The organism is Oerskovia enterophila (assembly GCF_044748475.1).
GTDB lineage: Bacteria > Actinomycetota > Actinomycetes > Actinomycetales > Cellulomonadaceae > Oerskovia > Oerskovia enterophila.
Map to the genome: position 1 here is coordinate 672344 of NZ_JBIVFZ010000002.1, position 24622 is coordinate 696965.

The window sequence follows — 24622 nt, forward strand, 5'->3', positions numbered from 1 at the left end:
CCACCGTAGCCGCTGCGCTCAGCCGGTCGACCGTCGCGCCCGTTGCAGACGACCCGCAGCACGCGATCAGTCCGCGAGGCCCCCGACGAACCCGTCCATGAGCAGCCGGGCCCCGTACGACCCGCCCTCGGGCAGCGCGTCCGCGAGGAGGACGAACACGAGCTGGCGCTCCTGCGCCGTGACGACCGTCCCGGCGAGCGAGGTCACTCCTGGCAGGCTGCCCGTCTTGGCACGGACGAGACCGCGCCCGGGCGACGCCAGGAAGCGGTCGTCGAGCGTCCCCGACAGGCCCGCGATCGGCAGGCCCACGGCGCCGGCCCGCAGCCCGGGCTGCGCAGGGTCCGTCAAGAGCATGAGCGTCGCGGCGAGCTGGTCCGCGGTCACGGCCGAGCCGTCCCCGAGGCCCGAACAGTCCGCGAGCACGGCCCCCTGCATGTCCACCCCGAGCCGCTCCATGCTCGCCCGGACCGCCTGGGTCGCGCCGTCGAACGTCGCGGGCAGGCCCGCGTCGATCGCGACGAGGCGGCCGACGACCTCGGTGATGGTGTTGTCGGAGTGCTGGAGGAAGTAGCCCACGACCTCCTCGAGCGTCGCGGACTCGACCGACCCGAGGAGCGTCGCGTCGGCCGGGGCCTCCCCGCGCTCGGGGGCGCCCGTGACCGTGATGCCCACGTCGGCGAGCCGCTGCGCGAAGATCTCGGCCGCGGCGAGCGAGGGGTCGGGGCTCCGCTTGGCGTACTCCGCGTCGCTCAGCCGGGCCACGTCGACCCCGAGGGCCGTGACGGGCGCGACGTAGCCCGCGGTCACGTTCCCGGGGAAGACCGCCGGGCTGACGGTGGGACCCGAGAAGTACCGGTCGTCGACCACGAGCCGCACCGTCGTCGCGCCCGTGAGCTGGAGCTTGCCGGCCACCTGGGCGGCGAGGTCCGCGAGTCCGGCCCGCCCGTTGACCGCCAGGGGATCGCCCTCCCCAGCGGCGAGCATCATGTCGCCGCCGCCCACCAGGGCGATCGTCCCCGACCCGACGTCGACCACCTTCGTGGTGAGCGTCACCTCGGGCCCGGGCGACGCGAGGGCCGCGGCGGCCGTGAAGATCTTCTGCGTCGAGGCCGGGACCATGGGGGTCCCCGCGCTGCTCTGCGCGAGCACCTCGCCCGTGATCCGGTCCAGCACGACGCCGCCGGCCCGGCTCCCCATCCGAGGATCCTTGACGAGCGCGTCGAGCGAGGCGGAGATCTCCGCGGCGTCCGGCACGGGTGCGCTCTCGTCGAGCACCGGGAGCGTCTGCGCAGGTGACGCGGTGCCCACGGCACCCGGAGGCGTCGGGAAGGGCGCAGCGGGCGCGACCGCGGGCGCGGTCGTGAGGATCCCGGGGACGACGTCGTACGCGTCGGCCGTCAGGTAGCCGCCCGCGAGCACCACCACGATCCCCGCAGTGATGCCCGTCCGCGCTGCCCAACCCATCTGATCCTCTTCCCTCCTGCCGGCGACCCTTCGGGTGGGACCGCTCTCCGTGCGCATTATCACTCAGGAACCGCAACGTTCCCGGGGTCCGGCCACTGCTGACCCAGGTCGTTCGTGTCACACTAGAGGGCGCATGATGGCCCGGTCTCCCCTCGAAGGTCCACGCCGTCCCTCGGGACGGCCCACCTCCACCTGGCAGGGAAACACCGGAGCCGCGTGCGCACGACAGCCGATTTTCATGACCGCCGCACCGCGACCGAGCGGGTGCGCCGGTTCAACTGGAGGAGAACAGTGGAGTTCGACGTCACGATCGAGATCCCGAAGGGCCAGCGCAACAAGTACGAGGTCGACCACGCGACAGGTCGCATCCGTCTTGACCGCATGCTGTTCACCTCGACGCGCTACCCGGACGACTACGGGTTCATCGAGGGCACCCTCGGCGAGGACGGCGACCCGCTGGACGCCCTGGTCCTGCTCGAGGAGCCCACGTTCCCCGGCTGCCTGATCCGCTGCCGCGCGCTCGGCATGTTCCGCATGCGCGACGAGGCCGGGGGCGACGACAAGGTCCTGTGCGTCCCCACGGGCGACCAGCGTGCCGCGTGGCGCCAGGACATCGACGACGTGTCGGACTTCCACCGTCTCGAGATCCAGCACTTCTTCGAGGTCTACAAGGACCTCGAGCCGGGCAAGTCCGTCGAGGGCGCCCACTGGACCGGTCGCACCGAGGCCGAGGCCGAGATCGAGCGTTCCATCCAGCGCGCGATCGACAGCGGCTACCACACGCCCGGCCACTGACCCTCCGCACACCGCGCAGGGTCGGCCGCCGAACGGCCACGAACCACCACGAGGACCCGGTCTCCACCAGGAGGCCGGGTCCTCGTGCGTCCGAGGGCGCCGGACTCCGACCGACCACCGTCGAGACGGCCCCTAGGGCCGCCCCGCGTACGGCATCGAGCTCTTCCAGCGCACCGCGCTGATCTTCACGGGCACGCCCGCGTAGATGGCCTCGATCATCTGGCCGTTCCCGACGTACATCGCGACGTGCCAGATCGAGCTCGGGTCCTGCGGGTCGTCGCCGTAGAAGATGAGGTCGCCGGGTCGGAGCTGGTCGTAGCCGATCTTGGCGACCTTCGCGTACTGCGAGCGCGAGGTCCGCGAGATGCTCACTCCCACGCTGGCCCAGGCCTGCGACGTGAGGCCCGAGCAGTCGTACGCGGGCCCGTTGCCGCCCCACAGGTAGGGCGCGCCGATCTTGGTGCGCGCCCAGTCGGCCGCGGCCTGCCCCTTGGCGGCGCCGGACCCGGGCGAGGTCACGGGAGGCGTGACGGGTGGGGTGACCGGGGGCGTCACGGGTGGAGTCACGGGCGGCGCCACGGGAGGGGCCACCGGCGGAGCGACCGGGGGGTCGGGCGTCGTCACGGGAGGCGTGACGGGCGGGGTCACGGGGGCGCTCCCCCCGCCCGACGGCGGAGCGGGCGTCCCGGCGTCGGGCGCCGGGGGCGCAGGAACGGCCAGGGCGTCCCGCTCGGCCTGCGCCTGACGCTCGGCGGCGAGCTCGCGCTCGGCGTCGAGCGCGTCCTGGCGCGCCCTCTCGACCTCGACGGTCGTGGCACGCGCTGCCGCGAGGTCGGCGATGAGCTCGTCGCGCCGGGCGGCTGCGGCCCGGATCGAGCCCTCGATCGCCTGCTGCGCCTCCTGCGCCGCGGCGAACGTCTCCTCGGCTCGCTCCGAGGCCGCGACGCGCGCCTCCTCGGCGGCGGTCGCCCGCGCCCTCGCCGCGTCCGCGAGCGCCCGGGCGGTGCGGTGCCCGTCGGCGACCGTCTGGACCTTGCGCCCCGTGAGCTTCTGGGCGCGCTCGGACTCGACGATCTGGTCGAGGCCGTCCGACTCCACGACGACCTGCAGGGCGTCGAGCGACCCGCCCGACTGCCGGGACGCGCGGTAGACGGCCCCCATGGCCGAGCGGGACTCGGCCTCGCCGGCCTCGGCCGCGGTGAGGGCGGTCTGCGCCGCGTCGACCTCGGTGCGCGCCGCGTCGAGCGCAGCCTGCGCGTCGGCGTAGTCCTCGGCTGCGAGCCCGGCCCGGATCCAGGCGTCGTCACGCTGCTCGGCGAGCGTGGCGAGGTCGGCCTCGATCTCGGCCACCCGTGCCCCTGCCGCCTGCTCGTCCTGCTGGGCCGACCGGACGTCGTCGTCGGTCGGGGGTTCGGCCCGGACGGCCGGGGCGATCCCGCCACCGAGCGTCACGACCAGGGCTCCGACGAGCGCCGCACGGCCCGTCCGCCGCGGTGACGTGCTCTCGAGGGGCGCGCTGCGCCGTCGGGCAGAGGGGAACAGGCGCACCACGGTTCCCCGATCGGTCGACGACGCGCCCTTGCCGCGCGGGCGGACGGGCGCCGCCGCGGGCGCGGCGGACGTCCAGTCTCCCCGGTGCCGCGGCGCCGCGCGAGCCGACCACGGCCCGCGCCGGGTCGATCGATCGTCTCGCGAGACCTGGTGATCTCACATCGCAAGACGCGGGTTTCGCCGGATGAGATACCGACCTACTCTCGACAGCATGACCTGCCGCCGAATGTGTAGCTGACCCCCAGCGCACGTTCGCCTGCCTGCGGACCCCCTCCGGGACGAGCTGCACCCGCCGACCACGACGTCGGCAGGAGCACGCCAGCCTCGCCCGGAAGGCCCGCACCCCCGCGTGCGCACCAGTCCACCACTGCCCCGCCGCGGACCCCGGCCAGGAACGGCCCCCTCTGCGGCTCCCCTCCCCCCTTCCAGGAGCCATCATGAGCACCGAGCCCCGCTGGTCCTTCGAGACCCGCCAGATCCACGCCGGCCAGACGCCCGACCCCACCACCGGGGCACGCGCCCTGCCGATCTACCAGACCACGTCGTTCGTCTTCCCCGACGCGGGCGTCGCAGCCGACCGCTTCGCCCTCAAGGACCTCGGCCCCATCTACACGCGCATCGGCAACCCGACCGCCGAGGTCGTCGAGAACCGCATCGCCAACCTCGAGGGCGGCGTGGGTGCGCTGCTCCTCGCGTCGGGCCAGGCCGCGACCACCTTCGCGATCCTCAACGTCGCCGAGGCGGGCGACCACGTCGTGGCCAGCCCGTCGCTGTACGGCGGCACGTACAACCTGCTCCAGTACTCGCTCGCCAAGCTCGGCATCGAGACCACGTGGGTCACCGACCCGCACGACCCGCAGGCCTGGCGCGACGCGGCCCGCCCGAACACCAAGGCGTTCTTCGCCGAGACCATCCCCAACCCGAAGGCCGACATCCTCGACATCGAGGCCGTGGCCGCCGCCGCGCACGAGGTCGGCGTCCCGCTCATCGTGGACAACACGGTCGCGACGCCCTACCTGCTGCGCCCCATCGAGTTCGGCGCGGACATCGTCATCCACTCCGCGACCAAGTACCTCGGCGGGCACGGCTCGGCGATCGGCGGCGTGATCGTCGACTCCGGGAACTTCGACTTCTCGAAGGACCCCGAGCGGTTCACGAGCTTCAACACCCCGGACCCCAGCTACAACGGGATCGTGTACGCCCGCGACCTGGGCGTGGACGGCATCCTGGGCGCGAACCTCGCGTACATCCTCAAGGCGCGCGTGCAGCTCCTGCGCGACCTCGGGTCGGCCATCTCGCCCTTCAACGCGTTCCTCATCGCCCAGGGCATCGAGACCCTGTCGCTGCGCGTCGAGCGCCACGTCGAGAACGCCAAGACCGTCGCGGCCTGGCTCGAGTCTCGCGACGACGTCCTGTCCGTGGGCTACGCGGGTCTCCCGTCGAGCCCCTGGTACGCCAACGCGCAGAAGTACACGCCGCGCGGTGCTGGCGCGATCGTCACGTTCGAGCTCGACGGCGGGGCCGAGGCCGGCCAGGCGTTCGTCTCGGCGCTCGCGCTCCACTCGAACGTCGCCAACATCGGCGACGTCCGCTCGCTCGTCATCCACCCGGCGTCCACGACGCACGCCCAGCTCAGCCCCGAGGAGCAGGTCACGGCGGGCGTCACGCCCGGCCTCGTCCGCCTGTCCGTCGGGATCGAGCACGTCGACGACATCCTCGCGGACCTCGAGGCGGGCTTCATCGCCGCCAAGTCCGCCCAGGGAGCCGACGCCGCGGCCGCTGCCTCGGTCGTGGCGGAGTAGGGCACCGGGACCCACGATGACGATTCTGGACGGCCGGGGCGCCCCCGGTGCCCCGGCCGTACAGTGGTCGGCAATGACTCCCCCACCCCCTTCCGCGTCCTCCCGCCCGCCCGCGCGGCGCGGGTCGGACTCGCGCGCACGGGCCAAGGCGCCCGTGCCGGCCACGGCCGCGTGGCGCGAGGGGGACGACGCCGGAGCCCGCCTCTTCGCGGACGTCGGCACGTTCGACCTCGAGGCCGGGGGGCGCCTGCCGGACGTCCGCGTCGCGTACGAGACCTGGGGCACGCTCGCGCCCGACGGGTCGAACGCCGTGCTCGTCCTGCACGCCCTGACGGGCGACTCGCACGTCGTCGGTCCTGCCGGCCCTGGCCACCTGTCGGCCGGCTGGTGGGAGGCCATGGTCGGGCCGGGCGCCCCGATCGACACCGACCGGTACTTCGTCGTCGCACCCAACGTCCTGGGCGGCTGCCAGGGCACCACGGGGCCCGCCTCGGCGGCCCCCGACGGCCGGCCGTGGGGCGGGCGCTTCCCGCGCATCACGACGCGCGACCAGGTCGCCGTGGAGATCGAGCTCGCGCGGGCGCTCGGCATCTCGTCGTGGGCGCTCGTGATCGGCGCGTCCATGGGCGGGCTGCGCGTGCTCGAGTGGGCGATCCTCGGCCCCGAGTCCGGCATCTCGGTCGAGTCGGTCGCGGTCATCGCGTCGGCCGCGCAGACCTCGGGAGACCAGATCGCCTGGGCGCACCCGCAGATCGGCGCCATCCGTGCGGACCCGAAGTACCGCGGCGGCGACTACTACGACGTGCCCGACGACCAGGGACCCCACGTGGGCCTGGGCATCGCGCGGCAGATCGCGCACGCGACCTACCGCAGCGCACGCGAGCTCGACGAGCGCTTCGGCCGGCTGCCCCAGGGCGGCGAGGACCCGTTCACAGACGGGCGCTACGCCGTCCAGTCCTACCTGGACCACCACGGCGACAAGCTCTCGCGCCGCTTCGACGCGAACTCCTACGTCGTGCTCACCGAGTCCATGCTGACCCATGACCTGGGCCGCGACCGCGGTGGCGTCGACGAGGCCCTGGGCCAGATCACGGCCCGCACGCTCGTCGTGGCCGTCGACACCGACCGCCTGTTCCTCCCCGAGGACTCGGCACGCATCGCGCAGAAGGTCCCGGGCGCGCAGCCCCTGCGGCTGCTGCACTCGGAGTTCGGGCACGACGGCTTCCTCATCGAGTTCGACCAGCTCGGACCGATCGTCACGCAGTTCCTGGCGGAGCGCGCGCAGGTCTGAGAAGCCCCCCTCGCGCCGGGCCGGACCTGGACCGCGCATCTGCCGTTCCGGTCCCCGTGGCCTGCGCGGTGCGTGACGCCGCGCCCCCGACCAGGCACGATGTCCCCATGACCGCAGACCTGACCGAGGCCACCGCCGCCCTCCACGCCCAGTGGGACCGCCTGGAGAGGTGGCTCGGCTCGCTCGACGACACCCTGGACGACGCGGTCGACCAGCCCAGCGTCCTGACGGGCTGGACCGTGGGCGAGCTCGTGTCGCACCTGGGGCGCGCCATGGACGCGCTCGTGGCCGCGACGCCCGTCGCGCCCGGCACCAACCCTCTGACGCTCGCCGAGTACCTCGGCACGTACCCCGAGCGCGCCGAGCAGATCGCCCAGGTGACCCGTGCGCTCGACGAGGAGATCGCCGCCGACCGCCTCACCGCGGTCTCGGGCTACGCGCGCCGGGCGTTCGCGCGCCTCGACGAGCTCGCCCCGACCGAGACCGTGATCCAGGCCCGTCGCGGCCCCATCACGCTGCGCGACATGGTGGTCTCCCGGCTCATCGAGCTCGTCGTGCACGCCGACGACCTCGAGCGCAGCCTGCCCGGGGTCGCGGAGAAGGCCGTCGACCGCGGCGCCCTGGACCTGGTCGCGGCCGAGCTGCTGCGCATCGTCGTGACGCGCGGCGGGTGGAGCCTCGAGGTCGTCGACCCGCGCCTGTGGGTCCGGCTCGCGACGGGCCGCACCCCGTACGACACCGACGACCTGGCCCGCGCGCTCGCGCCGCTCCACACCTCGGACTCGGTCCCGGACCTGGGGCGCATGCTGCCGCTGCTCTGAGGGTCGCCGCCCTCGGTGCGGCGGACCGGCACCAGGGCCCGGCCGCACCAGGGCCCGGCCGCCCCAGGCCGCCCGACTATGCTCGACCGGTGGTGAACGACGCGCGGGTGACGGTCCTGGCAGGCGGTGTGGGTGGCGCGAAGCTCGCCCACGGCATGGAGCTCGCGGGGGCCGACCTCACGGTCGTGGTCAACACGGCCGACGACGTCGAGCTGCACGGGCTCGCGATCAGCCCCGACCTCGACACCGTGACGTACACGCTCGCGGGGCTCGCCGACGACGTGCGCGGCTGGGGCCTGGCCGGGGAGACGTACGCGACGCTCGAGGCCATGCGGCGCCTGGGCGAGGACACCTGGTTCACGCTGGGCGACAAGGACCTCGCGACCCACGTGGTGCGCACGGCGCGCCTGCGCGCCGGGGCCACGCTGACCGAGGTCACGGCGCAGATCACGGGCTCGCTCGGGGTCCGCGCGCGCCTGCTGCCCATGACGGACGACCTCGTGGCGACCGTGGTCGAGACGGCCGACGGGCCGCTCGGCTTCCAGGAGTACTTCGTCGCCCGCCAGCACCGCGACGAGGTCCTGGGGCTGACGTTCGTGGGGGCCGAGCAGGCGTCCCCGGCGCCGGGCGTGCTCGACGCGGTCTCCGGTGCGGACCTGCTCGTCGTCGCGCCGTCGAACCCGTTCCTGTCGATCGCCCCGGTCCTGGCCGTGCCGGGGGTCCGCGAGGCCCTCGCGTCCTCGACCGTGCGGCGTGTCGCGGTGAGCCCGATCATCGGGGGCCGCGCGCTCAAGGGGCCAGCGGCGTCGGTGCTCGCGAGCCTGGGGCACGACGTCTCGGCCCTGGGTGTCGCGCGCCTGTACGTGGGACTGGTCGACGTCATGTGCATCGACGAGGCCGACCGGGACCTCGCGCCCGCGATCGAGGCGCTGGGCCTCGAGGTGCTCGTGACGGACACGGTCATGGGTGGCGCGGAGGGACGCGAACGACTGGCTCGCGAGCTCCTCGCCGCGGCATCGGCATGACGCCCGACGGCGTCACGCACCGTGCGAGAGCCGGTGCGGCGGGTGCGTCCCCAGCCCGGCGGCGGGTGGTTGCCGTGGTGCCGCTGCGCGACGGGTTCTCGGGCAAGTCGCGGCTCGCGGTGGTGCTCGATCCTGCGGAGCGCAGCCGGTTGATCGCGGTGCTCGCACGGCACGTGGTCGGGACGCTGCTCGCGAGCGAGGCCGTGGAGCGGGTGCTGGTCGTGACGTCGGACCCGCGGTTCGCATGGCGTGCGCTGGGGAGCCTGGTGCCGCCCGTGCCGCCGCCCCTGGACGACGCCCAGGGTTCGCCGAGGGCGACGGGCACGCCCGTCGAGGGCGACGGACCCGGCGCCGAGGGTGACGGCCCCGGCCGGCTCCAGATCGTCCTGCAGCCTGCGAGCCGCCCCGGCCTGAACGCCGCGCTCGACGTCGGTCGTGAGCTCGTGGTCGGCACCTCGGGCACCTCGGGAGCTGTCGACGGTCCCGCGGGACCCGTGCGGCTCCTGGTCGCCCACGCCGACCTCCCTGCCCTCACGGTCGAGGACGTCGAGTCGCTGCTCACCGAGGACTCACCCGTCGTGGTCGCGACCGACCGGGTGCATGCGGGCACCAACCTCCTGGTGCTCGACGCCGACGCGCCGTTCACGTTCCGGTTCGGCGTCGGGAGCCTCGAGGCCCACCTGGCCGAGGCGGACCTGCGGGGCGTGCGCGCCGCCGTCGTGCACCGGACGGGGACCGCGGTCGACCTCGACACGCTCGACGACTGGGCCGAGCTGCCCGCGGACGTGCGGGCACGGGACGAGTTGTCAGAGCTGCACCGGGCCATGGACCGGGCCAGTTCTGACACCTGAGCCGCGCGCCTGTCAGGGCGGGTGCGGTAGGACCGGTCGCGCTCGTCGGGCACCTCGGCGTGAGCGACGCTCCGTTGCCGGCGCTCCCGGCGGGTGGCATCGTGACCGCATGGGGATCGAGGTGCGGCCCGCGACGGTGTTCGCCGACGTGAGGACGATGGTCGGGCCCAAGCGGCCCGACGCCAACGTGTGCTGGTGCCTGAGCTACCGCATCGGTTCGAAGGAGAACGTCGCGCTCGTGGGCCCCGAGCGCGGGACGCTCGTCGAGGAGCTCTGCCGCCAGGACCCTCCGCCAGGGGTGCTCGCGTACGAGGGGGACGAGGTCGTGGGCTGGGCCGCGGTCCACCCGCGCGCCGACACGAGCTTCGCGCGCAACCGCAAGATCCCGCACGTCGACGACCTCGACGTGTGGTCGGTGTGGTGCCTGCGGGTGCGGCCCGGGCACCGTGGCGCGGGGATCTCGCACCGGTTGCTCGAGGGCGCGGTCGCGTTCGCGCGCGAGCACGGGGCGCCCGCGGTCGAGGGCTACCCGCTCGACAACGAGGGCAGGAAGATCGACCTGACCATGGCGTACGCGGGCACCAAGAAGCTCTTCGAGGACGCGGGGTTCACCCAGGCGGCGACGACCGGCTCGGTGCTCAACGGTTTTCCGCGCGTCCTCATGCGGCTCGACCTGCGCTGACCCCGACGAGCTGTCAGAGCTGGACCGGGCTGTCCCCCGGTTCACTTCTGACAACTGGTCCGTGGAGCGAGAACACTCCTCCAGTCATCTCCGGCAGTCCCTCACCACCCGCTGCAGCTCACCACCCGCCGCGGTGCACCACGTCCTCGAGCGGTCGCCGTGGGCGCCTCGTCGGCGACCCGCCCGACGACGCAGCACCGGTCCCCAGCCCTGCCGCGCCCTCCCGAGGAGCCGGGTCCGCCGCGTGCCCCACCGCGACCACCCCGGTGACCAGGAGCTCGCGCGGCACCCCGAGCTCGGCGCGCAACGCCTCGACCTGTCCGGGCGGCACCCCGAAGAAGCACGCCCCGAGCCCCTCGTCGACCGCCGTCTGGAGCATGAGCAGCGACGCCATGCCCGCGTCGACGTGCCAGTACGGCACGTCCCACGGCGACTCCCCCTCGCCCGCAGCCTGAGCCGCGGCGCGCGCCTTGTCGTCCTCGGCGTACCGCGCGAGGTAGGCGTCGCGCGACGTCAGGACCACCACGAGCACGGGGGCGGTCCGCATCCCGGCGAGCCACCGGCTCTCCTTCGCGGCGCCGCGAGGGGCCGCGTTCCCCTCGCCGGCCGCACCCCCGGCGGAACCGGCCACCCCCTCCTCGTCCCCGCCCGGCTCTCCCGCCGCCACGGGCGAGGTCGCGGACCAGAAGCGCGCGACGTCGTCGGGCCGGTCGAGGACCACGAACGCCCACCCCTGCGTGAAGCCCGCGTTCGGTGCGCGGACCGCGTTGCGCAGCATGCGCTCCACGGCCCGCGGCGCGACCGGCTCCCCCGTGAAGCGACGGACCATGCGGCGACGGCGGACGACGTCCTGGAACTCCATGCCGACCATGCTGCCAGCCCGCGCCCGCGCCGCGGGACGCTCGCTGCGCCCGCCCGCACCGAGCACGGCCGGTCCCACGACCCCCTCGCCGCTCCTCCCCGCGCGCCACCGCCCCTCCGGTGCCAGGATGCGTGAGTCGCACCGTCGGCCCCGACCCCGCACCAGCCCGTCGCAGGAAGGCCCAGCCAGTGAGCCAAGAACGCACGAGACCCGGCGCGGGGACCATCACGGTCGCCGGGCTCACCGTCATGAACATCGTCGCGGTCGTGAGCCTGCGCGGGCTGCCCGCCGAGGCCGAGTACGGCCTCGCCTCGACGTTCTACTACCTGTTCGCGGCGCTCTTCTTCCTGGCGCCCGTGGGCCTCGTGGCCGCAGAGCTGGCGACCGGCTGGCCCGAGGAAGGCGGCATGTTCCGCTGGGTCGGCGAGGCGTTCGGGAGCCGCTGGGGGTTCCTCGCGATCCTCATGGTCTTCATCGAGGGCTGCATCTGGTTCCCGACCATCCTCACGTTCGCCGCGGTCACGCTCGCCTACACGGGGTCCGACGCCGAGGCCGCCCAACAGATCTCGAGCAACAAGCTGTTCGTGCTCGTGGTCGTCCTCGGCGTGTTCTGGCTCGCGACCCTCATCGCGCTGCGCGGCGTCAAGTCGTTCTCGCAGGTCGCGAAGTGGGGCGGGATCGTGGGGACGCTCGTGCCCGCCGCGCTCCTGGTGGGCCTCGCGGCCGCCTATCTCGCGGGCGGCAACACCTCGCAGGTCGAGCTCTCGTGGGGCGCGTTCGTGCCGGACCTGTCGAAGTTCTCGAACATCGTGCTCGCCGCGGGCATCTTCCTGTTCTACGCGGGCATGGAGATGAACGCGGTGCACGTGCGGTCGATCAAGAACCCGATCCGCAACTACCCGATCGCGATCCTCGTGGCCGCGCTCGGTGCCGTCGTCGTCCTCGTCCTGGGCACCCTCGCGATCGCCGTGGTCGTGCCCGAGGGGCAGATCAACCTCACGCAGAGCCTGCTGACCGCGTACGACACGCTGCTCGACTGGGCGGGCATCGGCTGGGCCGGGCCCGTCCTGGCCGCGATGCTGGCCGTGGGCGTCCTCGCGGGCGTCGTGACCTGGGTCGCAGGCCCCGCGACGGGCCTGCTCTCGGTGGCCCGCGCGGGCTACCTGCCCCGCTGGTTCCACCGGACCAACCGCGCGGGCATGCCGTCGCGCATCCTGCTCGTGCAGGCGGCGATCGTCACGGCACTGTCCGTGATGTTCGTGATCCTGCCGTCGGTCCAGGCCGCGTACCAGCTCCTGAGCCAGCTCACCGTGATCCTGTACCTCGTCGCGTACGTCCTGATGTTCGCGGCCGTGATCGCGCTGCGGTACTCGCAGCCCGACCGACCGCGCCGGTACCACGTGCCGGGCGGGATCGTGGGGGTGTGGGTCATCGGCGGGTGCGGGCTGCTCGCGGCCACGCTCGCGCTCGTCGTGAGCTTCGTGCCTCCCGCCCAGATCGAGGTCGGCAGCGCGACGACGTACGTGGGGCTGCTCGTCGGTCTCAGCGTGGTGTTCGTGGCGCTGCCGTTCTGGGCGTACAGCGCCCGCAGGCCGTCGTGGCGCGACGAGACGCTCGACTTCGCGCCCTTCACCTGGCAGGTCGAGGCGCCGGTGGATCAGAGCTCCGGTCATGCGCCGGGATCTCACGCCTCACGTGATGTGATGGGTGGATGAGGGCGTCCTACGGATCTCCTGCGCTCTGGCGGACGATGTCACCGGCCGGGGCCGGTGACCGATGACGTCGGACTGGACGGAGCTCGGCGAACGGCTCGCGGCGACGTTCCGGAGCGTGTCCGATCGGGTCTTCCTGATCGTCGCCTCCAGGTCGACCCCTGTGCGGTACGTGCAGCTCGCAGGGGGTCCTGGCAGGATCGACGCGGAGGCTCCGGCGACGGACGTCGTCGCCGATGCGGACGAGTCCGTGCTGAGCGCCGCTGGTTGGACGGCTCCGGGGATCGCACAGCCGAACTGGACGGCGTCGACCGCGCTCCCAGCGCTCACCGCCGAGTATCGAGCGCTCGCCCTGCGGTGCGTGAACGCCTTGCGGGACGCGTACGGCATCGGGAGCCCGGACGACCTCGGCTATCGCGCGTGGCGTGAGCCGGAGCAGATGCCGGCAGGTCGGACGTGGTCCGCCGAGCGCCTCCAGCGCATGGATCGCGGCGTCCGTGCGCTGGAGCTCCCCACCCTGGGGCTCGACGCGAACCGACCCCGGACTCCTGGGGTGTCCGTCGCGCCCGCCCTCAGGACCTGGAAGGCGATGTCCCCCTCCGAGGTACGCGACCTCATGGAGTACTGGGCGGCTCGCCCCTGGCCGCTGTCGCGGGACGAGGTGCAGCGTCTGGCCGTCGAACGCTTCGGTTGGACGATCGAGGTCGAGGACGGCACCCCGTACCTGATGAACACCGTCTCCGGCTTCACCGTCCCGGACGTCTCGACGATCGGGGCCCACCAGGACCTGAACTACCTGAGCCTGCGGACCTCCGACGTGATCCGCCAGGTCACCCCGGAGTCCACGGCCTTCCTCGGCGACGGCTTCACGCGCATGGTGCGCGCCGGCGAAGCGGGCTGGGGAAGGCCGGCGATGCACGAGCTCGACGGCACCGTGTCCGCGACCTGGGACCTTGCCTCCGGCGCGCAGATCTCCTTCCGCTGCGCCCCCAGCAGCCTGAGCGCGATGTTCCGGACGCCCCAGGGCGTCGCGCTCGACCTCAGGTCCGAGGGCTGAGCCCCTGCCCCCGGACCGGTCCGACGTCCACCTGAGAGCTGCTCCGCCGAGGCCGCCCCCTCCCGAGGGGCGACCCGCGCACACCCCGCGACGGGTCTAGAGCCGCTCGGCGAGCAGCTCGACGAGCGCCTTGCCCTGCACTCCCCCGAGCTGGTCGGCCTGGGTGCGGCACGAGAACCCGTCGGCCAGGAAGATGTCGTTCGGCCCGGCGGCCCGCAGCGCGGGCAGGAGCGCGTTCTCGGCAACCTGCACCGACACGTCGTAGTGCCCCTTCTCCATGCCGAAGTTCCCGGCGAGCCCGCAGCACCCGGCGAGCGTGTCGATCGTGGCGCCCGCGCCGCGGAGCAGCTTCTCGTCGGCCTGGAAGCCCATGACGGAGTGCTGGTGGCAGTGCGGCTGGACGACGGCCGTGACGTCGGACAGGTCGGGGACCTTCCACCCGGTCTCGGGTGCGGGCCGCGTCTCGGGGCGCGTGAGCAGCTCGGCGACCGTGTTCGTCGCTCCCGCGACGGCCTTCGCGCGCGGGTCGTCGGGGAAGAGGTCGAGCAGGTCCGAGCGCAGCACCGCGGTGCACGACGGCTCGAGCCCGACGATCGGGATCCCGTTGACCGCGAACGGCCCCAGGACCTGGAGCAGGTTCTCGAGGCGCTTGCGGGCACCGTCGAGCTGGCCGGTGCTGATCCAGGTCAGGCCGCAGCAGGCCTGCTGGTCGGGCACGATCACGTCGTAGCCCGCGGCGTCGAGCACCGTGACCGCGGACTGCGGCACCGAGGGCGCGAGCGCGTCGCTGAACGAGTCGGTCCACAGCACGACCTGCGGCCGCTTGCTGGTCCTGGGCCGCCCGGGCGTCTGCCCGACGGCGAGCCCCGGCACCCCGTTCGTCGCGCCTCCGCGCTTCCACCAGGTGCGGAAGGGGACCTCGGCGAAGCGGGGGACCTCGCGGCGCGAGTCCATGCCGCCGAGCGTGAGCACGAGCTTCGCGACGGGACGGATGCCGAGCACCGCGTTGATGAGCCGCGGCATCATGCCCGCGAGACGGGCCCAGCGCGGGAGCCAGCCCAGGGCGTAGTGGTTCATGGGGCGCAGCTTGCCCTGGTAGGTCCGGTGCAGCACCTCGGCCTTGTACTGGGCCATGTCGACACCCGCGGGGCAGTCGGCCGAGCAGGCCTTGCAGGACAGGCACAGGTCGAGCGAGTCACGGACCTCGGGCGACGTGAGGCCGCCCACGAGCGTGCCGTTGATCGCGTCCTGGAGCACGCGGGCGCGGCCGCGCGTGACGTCCTTCTCGTCCTTGGTCGCCTGGTACGAGGGGCACATGAACCCGCCCGACGCCGAGGAGTCCGCGCGGCACTTGCCGACGCCGACGCAGCGGTGGACGGCCTGGGTCATGTCGCCGTGGTCGTGGCTGAACGAGAAGCCGCCCTTGGTCGGCAGCACCGGCAGCGCCCTGGGCCGGCGCAGGTCGGCGTCCACGGCGCTGGGCCGCACGATCACGCCCGGGTTGAGCACGTCCTGCGGGTCGAACAGCGCCTTGATCTGCTCGAACAGCGAGATGGCCTCGGGTGAATACATGACGGGCAGCAGCTCCGAGCGCGCGCGGCCGTCGCCGTGCTCGCCCGACAGCGAGCCGCCGTACTTGGCCACGAGCTGCGCGGCCTCGGTCATGAAGGTGCGCAGGACCGATCCCGAGGTCTCGAGCGGGATGTCGATGCGCAGGTGCACGCACCCGTCGCCGAAGTGCCCGTACGGCAGGCCGTCGACGCCGTAGCGCGCCATGAGCTCGTCGAGGTCGCGCAGGTAGGCGCCCAGCTTCTCCGGAGGGACCGCGGAGTCCTCCCACCCCGGCCACGCCTGCTCGCCCGCGGGGGTGCGCCCGGCCAGCCCGGCGCCGTCGGCCCGGATCTGCCACATGGCCGTGGCGTCGGGGCCCGCGGGCAGGATGCGCGTGGACGTCGACGCGGACGCCGCGACGATCGCCTCGGCGTTCGCGTACGCCTCCTCGGGGGTCGCGCCCCCGACCTCGACCATCATCCAGCCGCCGCCCGGCGGCAGCTCGGGGACCGAGTCCGCGCCCTTGGCGCGGCGCACCACGTCGACGAGGCGGGCGTCGAGGCCCTCGACCGCGAGCGGGCCCAGCGAGAGGAGGGCGGGGACGTCGTCGGCCGCGGTGGGCATGTCCTCGTAGGCGAGGACGACGAGCGTGGGCGCGCTCGGCATCGGGACCAGGGCGACCGTGGCCTCGAGGATCGTCACGAGCGTGCCCTCGGTGCCCACGAGCATCTTGGCGAGGTCGGAGCCGTTCTCCGGCAGAAGGTGCTCGACCGAGTAGCCGGAGACCTGGCGGCCGAACCGCCCGAACTCGGTGCGGATGAGCGCCAGGTTGTCCTTGACGATCTTCGCGAGGCCCGGGACGGCGGCGAACGTCGGGTCGCCCTTGCCCGCGGTGAAGCGCCGGCCCGTGCCGTCGACCACGTCGAGCTCGACCACGTTGTCCGCGGTGCGCCCGTACGCGACCGCGTGCGGGCCGCACGCGTTGTTGCCGATCATCCCGCCGAGCGTCGCGCGGTTCTGCGTCGAGGGGTCGGGCCCGAACCGCAGGCCGTGCGGGGCCGCGGCCTTCTGGAGCGTCGACATGACCACGCCCGGCTCGATGCGGGCCGTTCGTGCCTCCGGGTCGAGCGACAGGACGCGGTTGACGTGCCGCGAGAAGTCGATCACGACGCCCGGGCCGATCGAGTTGCCCGCGACCGACGTGCCCGCGCCGCGCGCCGTGAGCGGGACGCCCAGCTCGCGCGTCACGTCGAGGGTCGCGACGACGTCGTCGGTCGAGATCGGGAAGACCACCATCTCCGGGACGACGCGGTAGTTCGAGGCGTCGGTCGAGTACTCGGCCCGGCGCCGCGTCGAGGTGTCGACGATGCCGCGCGTCGTGGTCCGCACCGCGGTCGCGACGGCCTCGCGGGCCGCGTCCGCTGCGCGCTCTGCCTCGCTGCGGGCCGCGGACCGTGCGGACGCCTCGGCGGCGGCCGCCTTCGCGGCGTGCTGGGCGTCTGCCTCCGTGGTGCGCTCTGGCGGGACGGGGGCTCCTGCGGCGTCGAGTTCAGCAGTCACGTCGGCGATTCTCCCACCACTCCCGGGAGGGGGTGACGCCCGTCCGGGGAGTGTCCCGGATCCGGGTCCGGCGTGGGACGAGGCCGGGCGCGGTGCCCGACGGCGGAGCGTGGGTTCGGGGGTGGCGCGGGGGTTCGGGGGTGGCGCGAGGCGCTTGAGCTCCGGGTGGCGCGGTGCGCTGCGGCGTCGAGCGTGCGGAGCGGACGGAAGGTCCCCGGACCCACCCTCGCCACGTGCGGGTCAGCACTCGGTGGTGCGCTGTGCCGGGTGCGCGGTGCACGTGTGCGCCGTGCTGGGCTGCGATGTGCCAGGGAGACCCTGTGCAAGCCTGCCCACCGGCTCCTGGAGGTGCCCTGCCCGGGCCGGGTCGTGCTCGCTCCCGCTCGTGGCTACCGACTTCCGTCCGCTCCGGTGGCAACGGTACTGCGGGTCGCCGCAGGGCGCGCCGCGGGCGGGGAGGCCACGACCTCCGCATCCGCTGTGCAGCACGGGGGCGCCACGAGCCGTCGGCTAGGGCGCGACCCGGTAGCCGCTGCGGATCGCGACACGGTTCCAGGCGCTCATCACCACGGCGAGCCAGCTGACCGCCGACACCTGCTCGGCGGTCAGCGACCCGTCGTCCCAGTCGTCGCGCGCAGGGACGGAGAGCCGTGTCACTTCCTCCGCCAGTCCGAGGGCCGACTTCTCGATCTCCGTGAAGTACTGCGTCTCCCACCAGGCAGGCAGCACTGCGAGCCTGTCCGCGCTCTCGCCGGCACGCAGCGCGTCGCGCGTGTGCAGACGGCAGCAGAAGGCACATCCGTTGAGCTGGGACACGCGCAGCCGGATCAGCTCGACGAGCCGTGGGTCGAGTCCGGCTCCTGCCGCGGCCGCTCCTGCTGCCTTGCTGAGCTCAGCGACGTGCTGATAGACGTCAGGGTGCTCCTTGCTGATGTTGACCCGCGGCATCCGAGAGCTCCGCTCCGTCGACGTGACCATCTGGGTGCTGCCCTCTCTTCGTCTGTGCCGTCAGCTCGTGGCCGGCAGGGTTCGCTGCATCGAGTGCACGGCCGGGCCGTCTGCCGTGGACGTGTGCGCTGTCACGAAGAATCCACGTCCCTCGTACAGTCGCACGTTCCGGTCGTCGGACGTCTCGAGCGCGATGGTGCAGCCCGGGTCGAGACGGCCCACCTCCGCGACGACCGCGTCGACGAGGGCCGAGCCAAGGCCTGCACCGCGCGCCTCGGGGCGCACTCCGAGCGTGGCAAGCTCCCACGACGGCATCGGATGTGCGGGGAGGTCGGCTGCGAGCAGGGCTTCCAGCCGGTCTCCGTGCAGCTCGCGCACCTGCCGTTGCAGGTCGTCGGCGAGAGGCGGCGCACTCGAGGGCAGGACGGCGACAGCTCCTCGTCCGTGGGCGTCGACCAGCACCAGCCCGTGCTCGATCGCATGAGAAAGATACAGAGACTGGAGCTCTTCGAGCCGGTGCGCGTAATCGTCGTCAGGAATGGTCCATCGAGTCCACGGGTAGTCGGCAAAAGCGACCGACAGCGTGCGCGCCGCGGCGGGAAGATCATGGGAGGTGGCGGTGCGGATCGAGTGATTCATGCAGGGCCTCTCAGAGTTCATGTCGACGAGCGCACCCGTCGATCGTGGGACTGACGGGCTCCTCGATCTGCAGGTGGAGGATCGGGTACGGGCGACCGTCGCCGTCGAGCGGGCTCCGCGCGACCACACGGAATCCACGGGCGAGGTAGAAGGCGTGCGCACCAGCGTTCTGCTCGTTCACGTCGACCCTGGTCACGCCGTGGTGGGCGATCGCCTCCGCGAGCAGCGCCGACCCCACGCCCTCGCCCCGCGCCTCGTTCATCACGAAGAGCATCTCGAGAATGCCCTCCGAGACGCCGACGAACCCGATCGACCTCCCCCCGCGCTCGGCGACGACGAGGGTCACCGCGGGAAAGTAGGCGGGAGAGAGGGCGGCCTCGATACGTTCGAAGTCGGCGTCGTCGAGAAACTCGTGCGTGGCCCGCACCGCACTGCGCCAGATCTCGACGAGCGCCGGATACTCCGTCGGCCCGTCGACCGGGCGAACAACGAGCTCTTCGGTGCTGGCAGCCATGAGATCGATCGTGGCACGACCGTCCCAGCTCGGTCCATCCGATACTCGTCGAGAGTGCCGGCACGGGCCCTTCGCCACGAGAGGTCCCCGCGACGGCTTCACCTGCTGTCGTCCTCTGCCGGGTCGTCCTCAGGGGTGGGGACCTCCCAGGTCCCGAACAGCGCGAGGCCGCTGGCGGCCGCGAGGGCGACGGACGCGACGTTGTCGAGCTGGCACCGGTACTGGGGTTCGAGGCCGCGACTCAGGGCGTGACGCATCATCGCGCGGACCACGGCGCGCCCCTGCCCCTGCCCACGCGCCTCAGCGAGGGTGAGGACCCCGATGTCCGCGAACACGGCTCCCTCGCCCCACGGGTACATGCTTCCCGCACTCGACAGGCGCCCGTCAGGACCGAACGCCCCGAAAGCGGCCCAGTCGTCGATCCCCACCTGTGCGTCGTCCAGGTCCTGCTCGGTCGCCCGAGACTCGAACTCCCCGAACGCCTCGGTGTCGGCGGGCGAGAGGAGGCGCACGCCTTCGCGGTCCCTCTCGGAGGTCACGCCCGCGCGAAGGGCTGCTGGGAGGTAGTAGAGGTTGTCCGCGCCGTGCAGGGTGATTCCCCCCGCCACGAGCGCTTCACGGACACGCGCCTCGGTGATCGGCCCAGACCGGAAGAGGCCGGTGGACTCGAGCCTGTCGACGACGTCGGGCAGCACGGCGATCGCCGTGTGCGAGTCGGCCGCCGTGCGCAGGACGGTGACAGACCTGTCCTCGTCCAGCCGAGGAATGACGACGAGGCTCACGCTGCTGTCCCTGTGGATGGTGTCGCCGAGGAACGGCTTGCGCCAGGTGGTGACGATGCTGTCGGGAAAGTGGCTCATGACGGCCCTTCCATGAGTAGTCGCGTGGGGGTTCTGGGCGCGATGGTCGGATGCGCTGCGGCGAGGGCGGGCAGGAACGTCGAGCGTGCTCGCCGGCCCGGGTGGGCGCAGAGAAGACCGGCGGTGCCGGTGCCGATGGCGTGGTGGGCGACGAGCGAGGTCGGCAGGGCTCCTACGATGACCCGCTCGATCTTGAAGAGCAACTGACTTTTGCCAGAACAGGAACCGTCTTCCTAGGGTGGCGGCATGGACTCGAACCCGGCGGTCGCATCGACCCTCGACCAGGTGCCCGCACGCCTACGGCGCGCCAGGCGGAAGCGTGCCCTGACCCTGGCGGAGCTCGGCGAGCGCACCGGTATCTCCAAGAGCACCCTGTCCAGGCTGGAGAGCGGACGGCGCAAGCCGAGCCTGGAGCTCCTCCTCCCGATCTCCGTCGCGCTGGCGACCCCGCTCGACGACCTGGTGGCTCCACCTCGCGTCGTCGACCCGCGCATGCCCCAGCGGCAGCAGCAGACCGGCGGCCGGCTCTACGTCCGCCTCTCCAGGCACCACGAAGGCCCCCAGGCCTACAAGATGACCATTCCCGCCGACCAGAAGGACCCCACGCCGCGCAGCCACGCAGGCCACGAGTGGCTGTACGTGCTGCACGGCCGCCTGCGACTGGTCCTCGGCGACCTCGACCTGACCCTGGGGCCCGGAGAGGTCGCCGAGTTCGACACCGAGAACCCCCACTGGTTCGGCTCCGCAGGTCAGGGGGACGTCGAGGTCCTCAGCCTCTTCGGCAAGCATGGCGAACACATGCACATCCGGGCGTCCACCCCGCGGGAAGGCGCCGACGAGGCACCGTGATCCGCCGCACCGTCCGGCCGTCCTGACCGGACGCGACGGGCTTCACGACGACGGTCTCAGTCCCCGGCGTCGCCCTCGACGTCCGCGGTCCAGTTGACCTGCTGGATGCGCGTGTCGAGCTCGCGCAGCGTGCGCGCCAGGTCGTCGGCCTGCGCCCGGGTGGCGGGCACGTCGACGCCCGACACGTACCGCAGCTCGGTGCGCGTGAACCGGTCCTGGGAGGCCGACGCCGCGTCGGCGAGGTCGGTCCGCAGACGGTGCCGCAGGCGCAGCACGTCCCGGCGGGCGAGCGCCGCGGTCATGGTCAGACCCGGCTCGACCTCGGTCGCGAGGTTGGCCGCGTTGATCCGGGCGATGAGCGACTCGAGCTGTGCCGCGAGCCGCTCGTGCTCGGCCAGCAGGGCCACGGGGTCCTCGGCGGGCCGGTCCCCCTCCTGGTGCCGTGCGTTGGCGACCGCACGGCTCGCCACCTGGGCGAGCCGGCGCTGGAGGTCGGCGCGCTGTGCGAGGGCCTCGGCGAGCTTCATCGTGGGTCGACTCCTGGTTCTCGGGGGGACAGGGTGTGGGTCCGAACCTATCCCGGGACCGTCGTCACGGCACTGCGCCCGGCACTGCGCGGCACTGCGCCCCGAGCCGATGGCGGCACGCGGGTTCCCGTCCGCCGCGAGATGCGGCCGACGGGGGTCGTCCCGGCGGTTCGACCCCCGTCCGCCGCATCTCGGCCCCGCGGACCGGGACCGATCGCTAGAGCACGAGCTCGGGCTGCAGCCTCGACGGGCTCCAGACCCGTTGCTTGTACGCCGCATAGGTCGTCGCGAGCAGCGCGACCGCGAGCACGACGAGCAGGACCCCGACGTCGCGCGCGACCGTCGCGAGGTCCCCGCCGTACAGAAGCTGCCGCAGCCCCTCGACCGTGTAGGACATGGGCAGGAACCGGTGCAGCGAGCGCAGCGGTTCCGGGATCGTCTGCCACGGGAACGTCCCGCCGGCCGTGACGAGCTGGACCAGCATGAGCACGAGCCCCAGGAACTGCCCCACGGCCCCCAGGTAGACGTTGAGCGCCTGGAGGATCGCGACGAACGTCGCGGACGCGAGCACCAGCAGCACCGCGGTCCCCACGGCGTAGACGGGGTCGATGTCGAGCGCGAACTTCACGACCGTGAACATGAGCGCGACCTGCGCGATCCCGATCACGGCCGGGGGGATCCACCCGCCGAGCGCGGTCTGCCACGCGGGCCGTCCGGCCGCGAGCGACCTGGTCGACAGCGGACGCACGAGCAGGAAGAGCACGTAGGCCCCGATCCACGCCGCGAGCGACATGAAGAAGGGGGCGAGCCCTGCCCCGTACGTCCCGGCGTTGGCGATCGTGTCCTTCTTGACCTCGACGGGGTTGCCGATCGTCTTCGCGGTGTCCTCCTGCGTCTGCTCGTCGACGTCGGGGATCTTGCCCAGCCCTGCCACGAGCCCGTCCCGCAGCTCGGTCATGCCGGACAGCAGCTCGCCCGTCCCGTCGCGCAGGGTCACGCTCGAGGACGCCAGCTCCGTGGCGCCGTCGGACACCTGGGCCGTGCCCGAGGCGAGCGTGCCCGCCCCGCTCGCGAGCGTGTCCGCGCCCGCGTCGAGCTGCGCCGCGCCCGAGGCGAGCTGGTCGCCTCCCGACGCTGCGGTCGCGATGCCCTGCGTGAGCGCGGGGGTCGCGCCCGCGAGGGTCGCTGCCCCCGCCGCGACCTGCGCCGAGCCCGAGCTGAGCTCGTCGAGCTTCTGCGACGCGCCCTCGACCTGGGTCGCGGCGGCCTCCACGCGCGGCGTGACGTCGTCGATCACCTGGGTCACCACGGGCAGGATCCGGTCCGCCTGCTCCTGGGTGAGCTCGCCCGAGGCGACGAGCTCGGCGAGCAGGGCCGCGACGTCCGTCTGGGCGTTCCCCAGCTGCCCGACGACGTCCCTCGCCGCCGCGGCCGCCTCCTGCCCGTAGCCCGCGACCTGGGCGTTGCCGTCCGCGACCTGCTGCGCACCGTCGGCCAGCTCCTGCGTCTGGGACGGAAGGCTCGCGGTCTTGCTGCGCAGCGTGTCGAGCCCGTCGGACAGCGTGGCCGCGCCCGAGGAGAGCCTTCCGCTCGCGGTCGCGAGCTCGTCGGCCCCCGTCGCGAGCTGCGACGCACCGCTCGCGGCCTCCCCTGCCCCCGAGGCGAGCCGGGCCGTGCCGTCGACGAGCTGGACGGTCCCGTCCGAGAGCTGCGTGGCGCCGTCGACCAGCTTCTGGGCGCCGTCGACCCCGCTCGCGAGGTTGGTGTGGATCGACGCGAAGCCCTTGAGGAACGTGTCCGCGGCCTCGGTGCCGACCTGCTCGGCGATCGAGTCGCGGACCTTGCCGACGATCGTGTCGGCGATGGTCGCGGCCAGATAGTTGTTGGCGTCGTTGGTGATGAGGATCAGGCTCGCCTGCTGCGGCTCGAACTTGCCCGAGGACGCGAGGTCCTCGGAGAACGTCGGCCCGATGATGAGCGCCGCGTCGAAGCGCCCGGAGCGCACGCCCACCTCGGCGTCGGCCTGGCTCGTCTCGACCCAGCCGAACCCGCCGTCGCCGCTGAGCAGCTGCTCGGCCACCTCGTCACCGAAGTTGGTCTGGGTCGACGTGCCGTCGGCCGCGTCCTCGACCGTCGCGCCGCGGTCCTGGACCACGAGGGCCGCGGGGATCTCGTGGAGCTTGTCGTACGGGTTCTCGTTGGCGAACAGGTAGAGGCCCGAGTAGAGCGTCGGGATGACGATCATGGCGAGGATCGCGAGCTTCGGCAGCGTGCCCGCGCTGATGCGCCGCAGCTCCGAGATGCCCAGGCGGATGGCGGTCATCGGTCGGTCTCCTTCCCGGGGGCGGGAGCGTCGGGCACGACGGGCACGGGCTCGACGGGCACGACAGGGTCCGCTGCGCCGGCGGGCGCCGGCGGCTCGGCACCGCCAGGGGCCTCGCCGGTGGCCTGGTGCCGGCCGGGGGCTTCGCGGTCGAAGAGCCGGGTCGGGTCGGTCTCCTCGACGCCCTCCTCCTCGGGACCACCGCCCACCGGTGCGAGCACCGCGGGCTCGGGCCGGGTCCGCAACGCCTCGACGGGCGCGGCCCGCAGGGCGTCCGCGCCGCGAGCGGGGGGCAGCTCCGCCCCGAGGTCACGGGCCGAGGACCGCGTGCACTCGACCAGGACCCCGTACCCGAGCGAGGCGAGGGACTCCGCGACCGACCACCAGCCCGACGGCTCGCCGCTGTGCCGGTCGGGGAGCGTGAGCACGACGAACCGGACGTCCTTGCGCTCGGACGCGAGCGAGGACAGGAGCGCGGTCCGCACCGCGCCGTGCAGCGCGTCGATGCGTTCGCCCCGACGGTCGAGCAGGTCGTGGTCCGCGAGCCACCGCGTGGCGTCGCCGGGCAGCGACCGCCGGCCCGCGAGCGAGAGCTCCTCGGCGACGACGTCGCCGACCGTGAGCGCCTCGTCGGGCTCGGAGATGCCCGGCACGTCGACCACGGCCGTGACACGACGCAGCTCGGCCGTGGACGTGGTGGTCGAGCCGTCGTCCTCCACGAGCGTGACCGTCCCCGTGTACGGCGCGAGGCGCCCGGTCGCGACGAGCGCGAGCGCGGTGTGCCCGTGCCCGGGCTCGCCCGCGAGGAGCACGCACTCGCCCGACGAGACGCTGAGGGTGGTGGCCTCGAGCATCGGCGCGCGCCGGCCCTCGACCTGGACGGCGTCCAACGTGATCTGCACCTTCGGGTCCTCTCGTGGCGAGGCCCACCGGGATAC

At 73.2% G+C, this 24622-nt stretch carries 21 protein-coding genes; 10 read left to right on the forward strand and 11 right to left on the reverse strand.

All coding sequences use genetic code 11. The annotated features are described in order from the left end of the window. Positions 1–66: 66 nt before the first annotated feature. Positions 67–1464, reverse strand: a complete 1398-nt coding sequence (dacB, locus tag ACIPWA_RS07525) for a D-alanyl-D-alanine carboxypeptidase/D-alanyl-D-alanine endopeptidase (RefSeq protein WP_400289228.1) — start codon at positions 1462–1464, stop codon at positions 67–69. 291 nt (positions 1465–1755) lie between these two features. On the opposite strand from dacB, the gene ACIPWA_RS07530 reads away from it, so the two are divergent. Then, positions 1756–2259 carry an inorganic diphosphatase gene (locus tag ACIPWA_RS07530; protein ID WP_056645206.1) on the forward strand — a complete coding sequence of 168 codons (504 nt, stop codon included), beginning with the start codon at positions 1756–1758 and terminating at the stop codon, positions 2257–2259. Between the two features lie 132 nt (positions 2260–2391). Here the strand turns inward: ACIPWA_RS07530 and ACIPWA_RS07535 are convergent, their stop codons facing one another. Continuing rightward, a complete protein-coding gene (locus tag ACIPWA_RS07535; protein ID WP_400289230.1) occupies positions 2392–3807 on the reverse strand; it encodes a C40 family peptidase in 1416 nt (471 codons plus the stop codon). 440 nt (positions 3808–4247) lie between these two features. Here ACIPWA_RS07535 and ACIPWA_RS07540 point away from each other — a divergent pair, with 440 nt between their 5' ends. From ACIPWA_RS07540 to ACIPWA_RS07565, 6 genes are all read left to right on the forward strand, one after another. Beyond that, on the forward strand, positions 4248–5612 hold the full coding sequence (locus ACIPWA_RS07540; RefSeq protein ID WP_056760622.1) for a bifunctional o-acetylhomoserine/o-acetylserine sulfhydrylase: 1365 nt from the start codon (positions 4248–4250) through the stop codon (positions 5610–5612). Positions 5613–5685: 73 nt separating this feature from the next. Next, entirely contained in the window at positions 5686–6903 is a 1218-nt protein-coding gene (gene metX, locus ACIPWA_RS07545; protein WP_056645200.1) for a homoserine O-acetyltransferase MetX, read from the forward strand. Between the two features lie 107 nt (positions 6904–7010). After that, positions 7011–7724, forward strand: a complete 714-nt coding sequence (locus ACIPWA_RS07550; protein ID WP_056645198.1) for a maleylpyruvate isomerase N-terminal domain-containing protein — start codon at positions 7011–7013, stop codon at positions 7722–7724. 89 nt (positions 7725–7813) lie between these two features. After that, positions 7814–8749, forward strand: coding sequence for a 2-phospho-L-lactate transferase (cofD, locus tag ACIPWA_RS07555; protein ID WP_235535322.1), 936 nt, complete (start codon positions 7814–7816; stop codon positions 8747–8749). Positions 8750–8826: 77 nt separating this feature from the next. Beyond that, a complete protein-coding gene (locus ACIPWA_RS07560; RefSeq protein ID WP_400289234.1) occupies positions 8827–9600 on the forward strand; it encodes a CofC family guanylyltransferase in 774 nt (257 codons plus the stop codon). Positions 9601–9709: 109 nt separating this feature from the next. Continuing rightward, on the forward strand, positions 9710–10282 hold the full coding sequence (locus ACIPWA_RS07565; protein ID WP_068627742.1) for a GNAT family N-acetyltransferase: 573 nt from the start codon (positions 9710–9712) through the stop codon (positions 10280–10282). A 118-nt stretch (positions 10283–10400) separates the two neighbouring features. Here the strand turns inward: ACIPWA_RS07565 and ACIPWA_RS07570 are convergent, their stop codons facing one another. Further along, positions 10401–11144, reverse strand: a complete 744-nt coding sequence (locus ACIPWA_RS07570) for a nitroreductase family protein (RefSeq protein WP_400289237.1) — start codon at positions 11142–11144, stop codon at positions 10401–10403. Positions 11145–11332: 188 nt separating this feature from the next. Here ACIPWA_RS07570 and gadC point away from each other — a divergent pair, with 188 nt between their 5' ends. Together gadC and ACIPWA_RS07580 are read left to right on the forward strand one after the other, a co-directional pair. Next, positions 11333–12859, forward strand: coding sequence for a glutamine/gamma-aminobutyrate antiporter GadC (gene gadC / locus ACIPWA_RS07575; RefSeq protein WP_400289239.1), 1527 nt, complete (start codon positions 11333–11335; stop codon positions 12857–12859). Between the two features lie 61 nt (positions 12860–12920). After that, the gene (locus ACIPWA_RS07580; RefSeq protein ID WP_068626214.1) at positions 12921–13913 is read left to right on the forward strand and encodes a DUF6301 family protein; all 993 of its coding nucleotides are present in this window, start codon (positions 12921–12923) and stop codon (positions 13911–13913) included. A 96-nt stretch (positions 13914–14009) separates the two neighbouring features. On the opposite strand, the gene ACIPWA_RS07585 is transcribed toward ACIPWA_RS07580, so the two are convergent. The 5 genes from ACIPWA_RS07585 to ACIPWA_RS07605 form a co-directional block, all read right to left on the reverse strand. Continuing rightward, positions 14010–16853, reverse strand: coding sequence for an FAD-binding and (Fe-S)-binding domain-containing protein (locus ACIPWA_RS07585; RefSeq protein WP_400289663.1), 2844 nt, complete (start codon positions 16851–16853; stop codon positions 14010–14012). 681 nt (positions 16854–17534) lie between these two features. Continuing rightward, positions 17535–17972, reverse strand: a complete 438-nt coding sequence (locus ACIPWA_RS07590) for a carboxymuconolactone decarboxylase family protein (RefSeq protein WP_400289241.1) — start codon at positions 17970–17972, stop codon at positions 17535–17537. Between the two features lie 60 nt (positions 17973–18032). Beyond that, a complete protein-coding gene (locus ACIPWA_RS07595; protein ID WP_068626212.1) occupies positions 18033–18611 on the reverse strand; it encodes a GNAT family N-acetyltransferase in 579 nt (192 codons plus the stop codon). Between the two features lie 10 nt (positions 18612–18621). Beyond that, a complete protein-coding gene (locus tag ACIPWA_RS07600; protein WP_400289243.1) occupies positions 18622–19125 on the reverse strand; it encodes a GNAT family N-acetyltransferase in 504 nt (167 codons plus the stop codon). A gap of 98 nt (positions 19126–19223) precedes the next feature. Further along, positions 19224–19985, reverse strand: coding sequence for a GNAT family N-acetyltransferase (locus ACIPWA_RS07605; RefSeq protein ID WP_068708589.1), 762 nt, complete (start codon positions 19983–19985; stop codon positions 19224–19226). A gap of 246 nt (positions 19986–20231) precedes the next feature. On the opposite strand from ACIPWA_RS07605, the gene ACIPWA_RS07610 reads away from it, so the two are divergent. Further along, positions 20232–20834, forward strand: a complete 603-nt coding sequence (locus tag ACIPWA_RS07610; RefSeq protein ID WP_068708591.1) for a helix-turn-helix domain-containing protein — start codon at positions 20232–20234, stop codon at positions 20832–20834. A 56-nt stretch (positions 20835–20890) separates the two neighbouring features. Here ACIPWA_RS07610 and ACIPWA_RS07615 read toward each other — a convergent pair whose 3' ends face one another. The 3 genes from ACIPWA_RS07615 to ACIPWA_RS07625 all read right to left on the reverse strand — a co-directional run bounded on the left by ACIPWA_RS07615 (position 20891) and on the right by ACIPWA_RS07625 (position 24586). Next, positions 20891–21361: a DIP1984 family protein gene (locus ACIPWA_RS07615; RefSeq protein ID WP_400289245.1), complete on the reverse strand. Its 471-nt coding sequence runs from the start codon at positions 21359–21361 to the stop codon at positions 20891–20893. A gap of 217 nt (positions 21362–21578) precedes the next feature. Continuing rightward, complete coding sequence (locus ACIPWA_RS07620; RefSeq protein ID WP_400289247.1) at positions 21579–23684, reverse strand: YhgE/Pip family protein; 2106 nt, start codon at positions 23682–23684, stop codon at positions 21579–21581. Then, positions 23681–24586, reverse strand: coding sequence for an ABC transporter ATP-binding protein (locus ACIPWA_RS07625; RefSeq protein WP_400289250.1), 906 nt, complete (start codon positions 24584–24586; stop codon positions 23681–23683). The genes ACIPWA_RS07620 and ACIPWA_RS07625 overlap by 4 nt, the downstream gene beginning before the upstream one ends. Positions 24587–24622 lie beyond the last annotated feature (36 nt).

What these genes read in the sequence shown, in the direction of transcription:
- ACIPWA_RS07610 (WP_068708591.1), top strand. Translation starts at nt 20,232, where the DNA reads ATGGACTCGAACCCGGCGGTCGCATCGACCCTCGACCAGGTGCCCGCA.
- ACIPWA_RS07540 (WP_056760622.1), top strand. Translation starts at nt 4,248, where the DNA reads ATGAGCACCGAGCCCCGCTGGTCCTTCGAGACCCGCCAGATCCACGCC.
- ACIPWA_RS07565 (WP_068627742.1), top strand. Translation starts at nt 9,710, where the DNA reads ATGGGGATCGAGGTGCGGCCCGCGACGGTGTTCGCCGACGTGAGGACG.
- ACIPWA_RS07570 (WP_400289237.1), bottom strand. Translation starts at nt 11,144, where the DNA reads ATGGAGTTCCAGGACGTCGTCCGCCGTCGCCGCATGGTCCGTCGCTTC.
- ACIPWA_RS07550 (WP_056645198.1), top strand. Translation starts at nt 7,011, where the DNA reads ATGACCGCAGACCTGACCGAGGCCACCGCCGCCCTCCACGCCCAGTGG.
- ACIPWA_RS07620 (WP_400289247.1), bottom strand. Translation starts at nt 23,684, where the DNA reads ATGACCGCCATCCGCCTGGGCATCTCGGAGCTGCGGCGCATCAGCGCG.
- ACIPWA_RS07615 (WP_400289245.1), bottom strand. Translation starts at nt 21,361, where the DNA reads ATGAAGCTCGCCGAGGCCCTCGCACAGCGCGCCGACCTCCAGCGCCGG.
- ACIPWA_RS07605 (WP_068708589.1), bottom strand. Translation starts at nt 19,985, where the DNA reads ATGAGCCACTTTCCCGACAGCATCGTCACCACCTGGCGCAAGCCGTTC.
- ACIPWA_RS07595 (WP_068626212.1), bottom strand. Translation starts at nt 18,611, where the DNA reads ATGAATCACTCGATCCGCACCGCCACCTCCCATGATCTTCCCGCCGCG.
- dacB (WP_400289228.1), bottom strand. Translation starts at nt 1,464, where the DNA reads ATGGGTTGGGCAGCGCGGACGGGCATCACTGCGGGGATCGTGGTGGTG.
- metX (WP_056645200.1), top strand. Translation starts at nt 5,686, where the DNA reads ATGACTCCCCCACCCCCTTCCGCGTCCTCCCGCCCGCCCGCGCGGCGC.
- ACIPWA_RS07600 (WP_400289243.1), bottom strand. Translation starts at nt 19,125, where the DNA reads ATGGCTGCCAGCACCGAAGAGCTCGTTGTTCGCCCGGTCGACGGGCCG.
- ACIPWA_RS07580 (WP_068626214.1), top strand. Translation starts at nt 12,921, where the DNA reads ATGACGTCGGACTGGACGGAGCTCGGCGAACGGCTCGCGGCGACGTTC.
- ACIPWA_RS07590 (WP_400289241.1), bottom strand. Translation starts at nt 17,972, where the DNA reads ATGCCGCGGGTCAACATCAGCAAGGAGCACCCTGACGTCTATCAGCAC.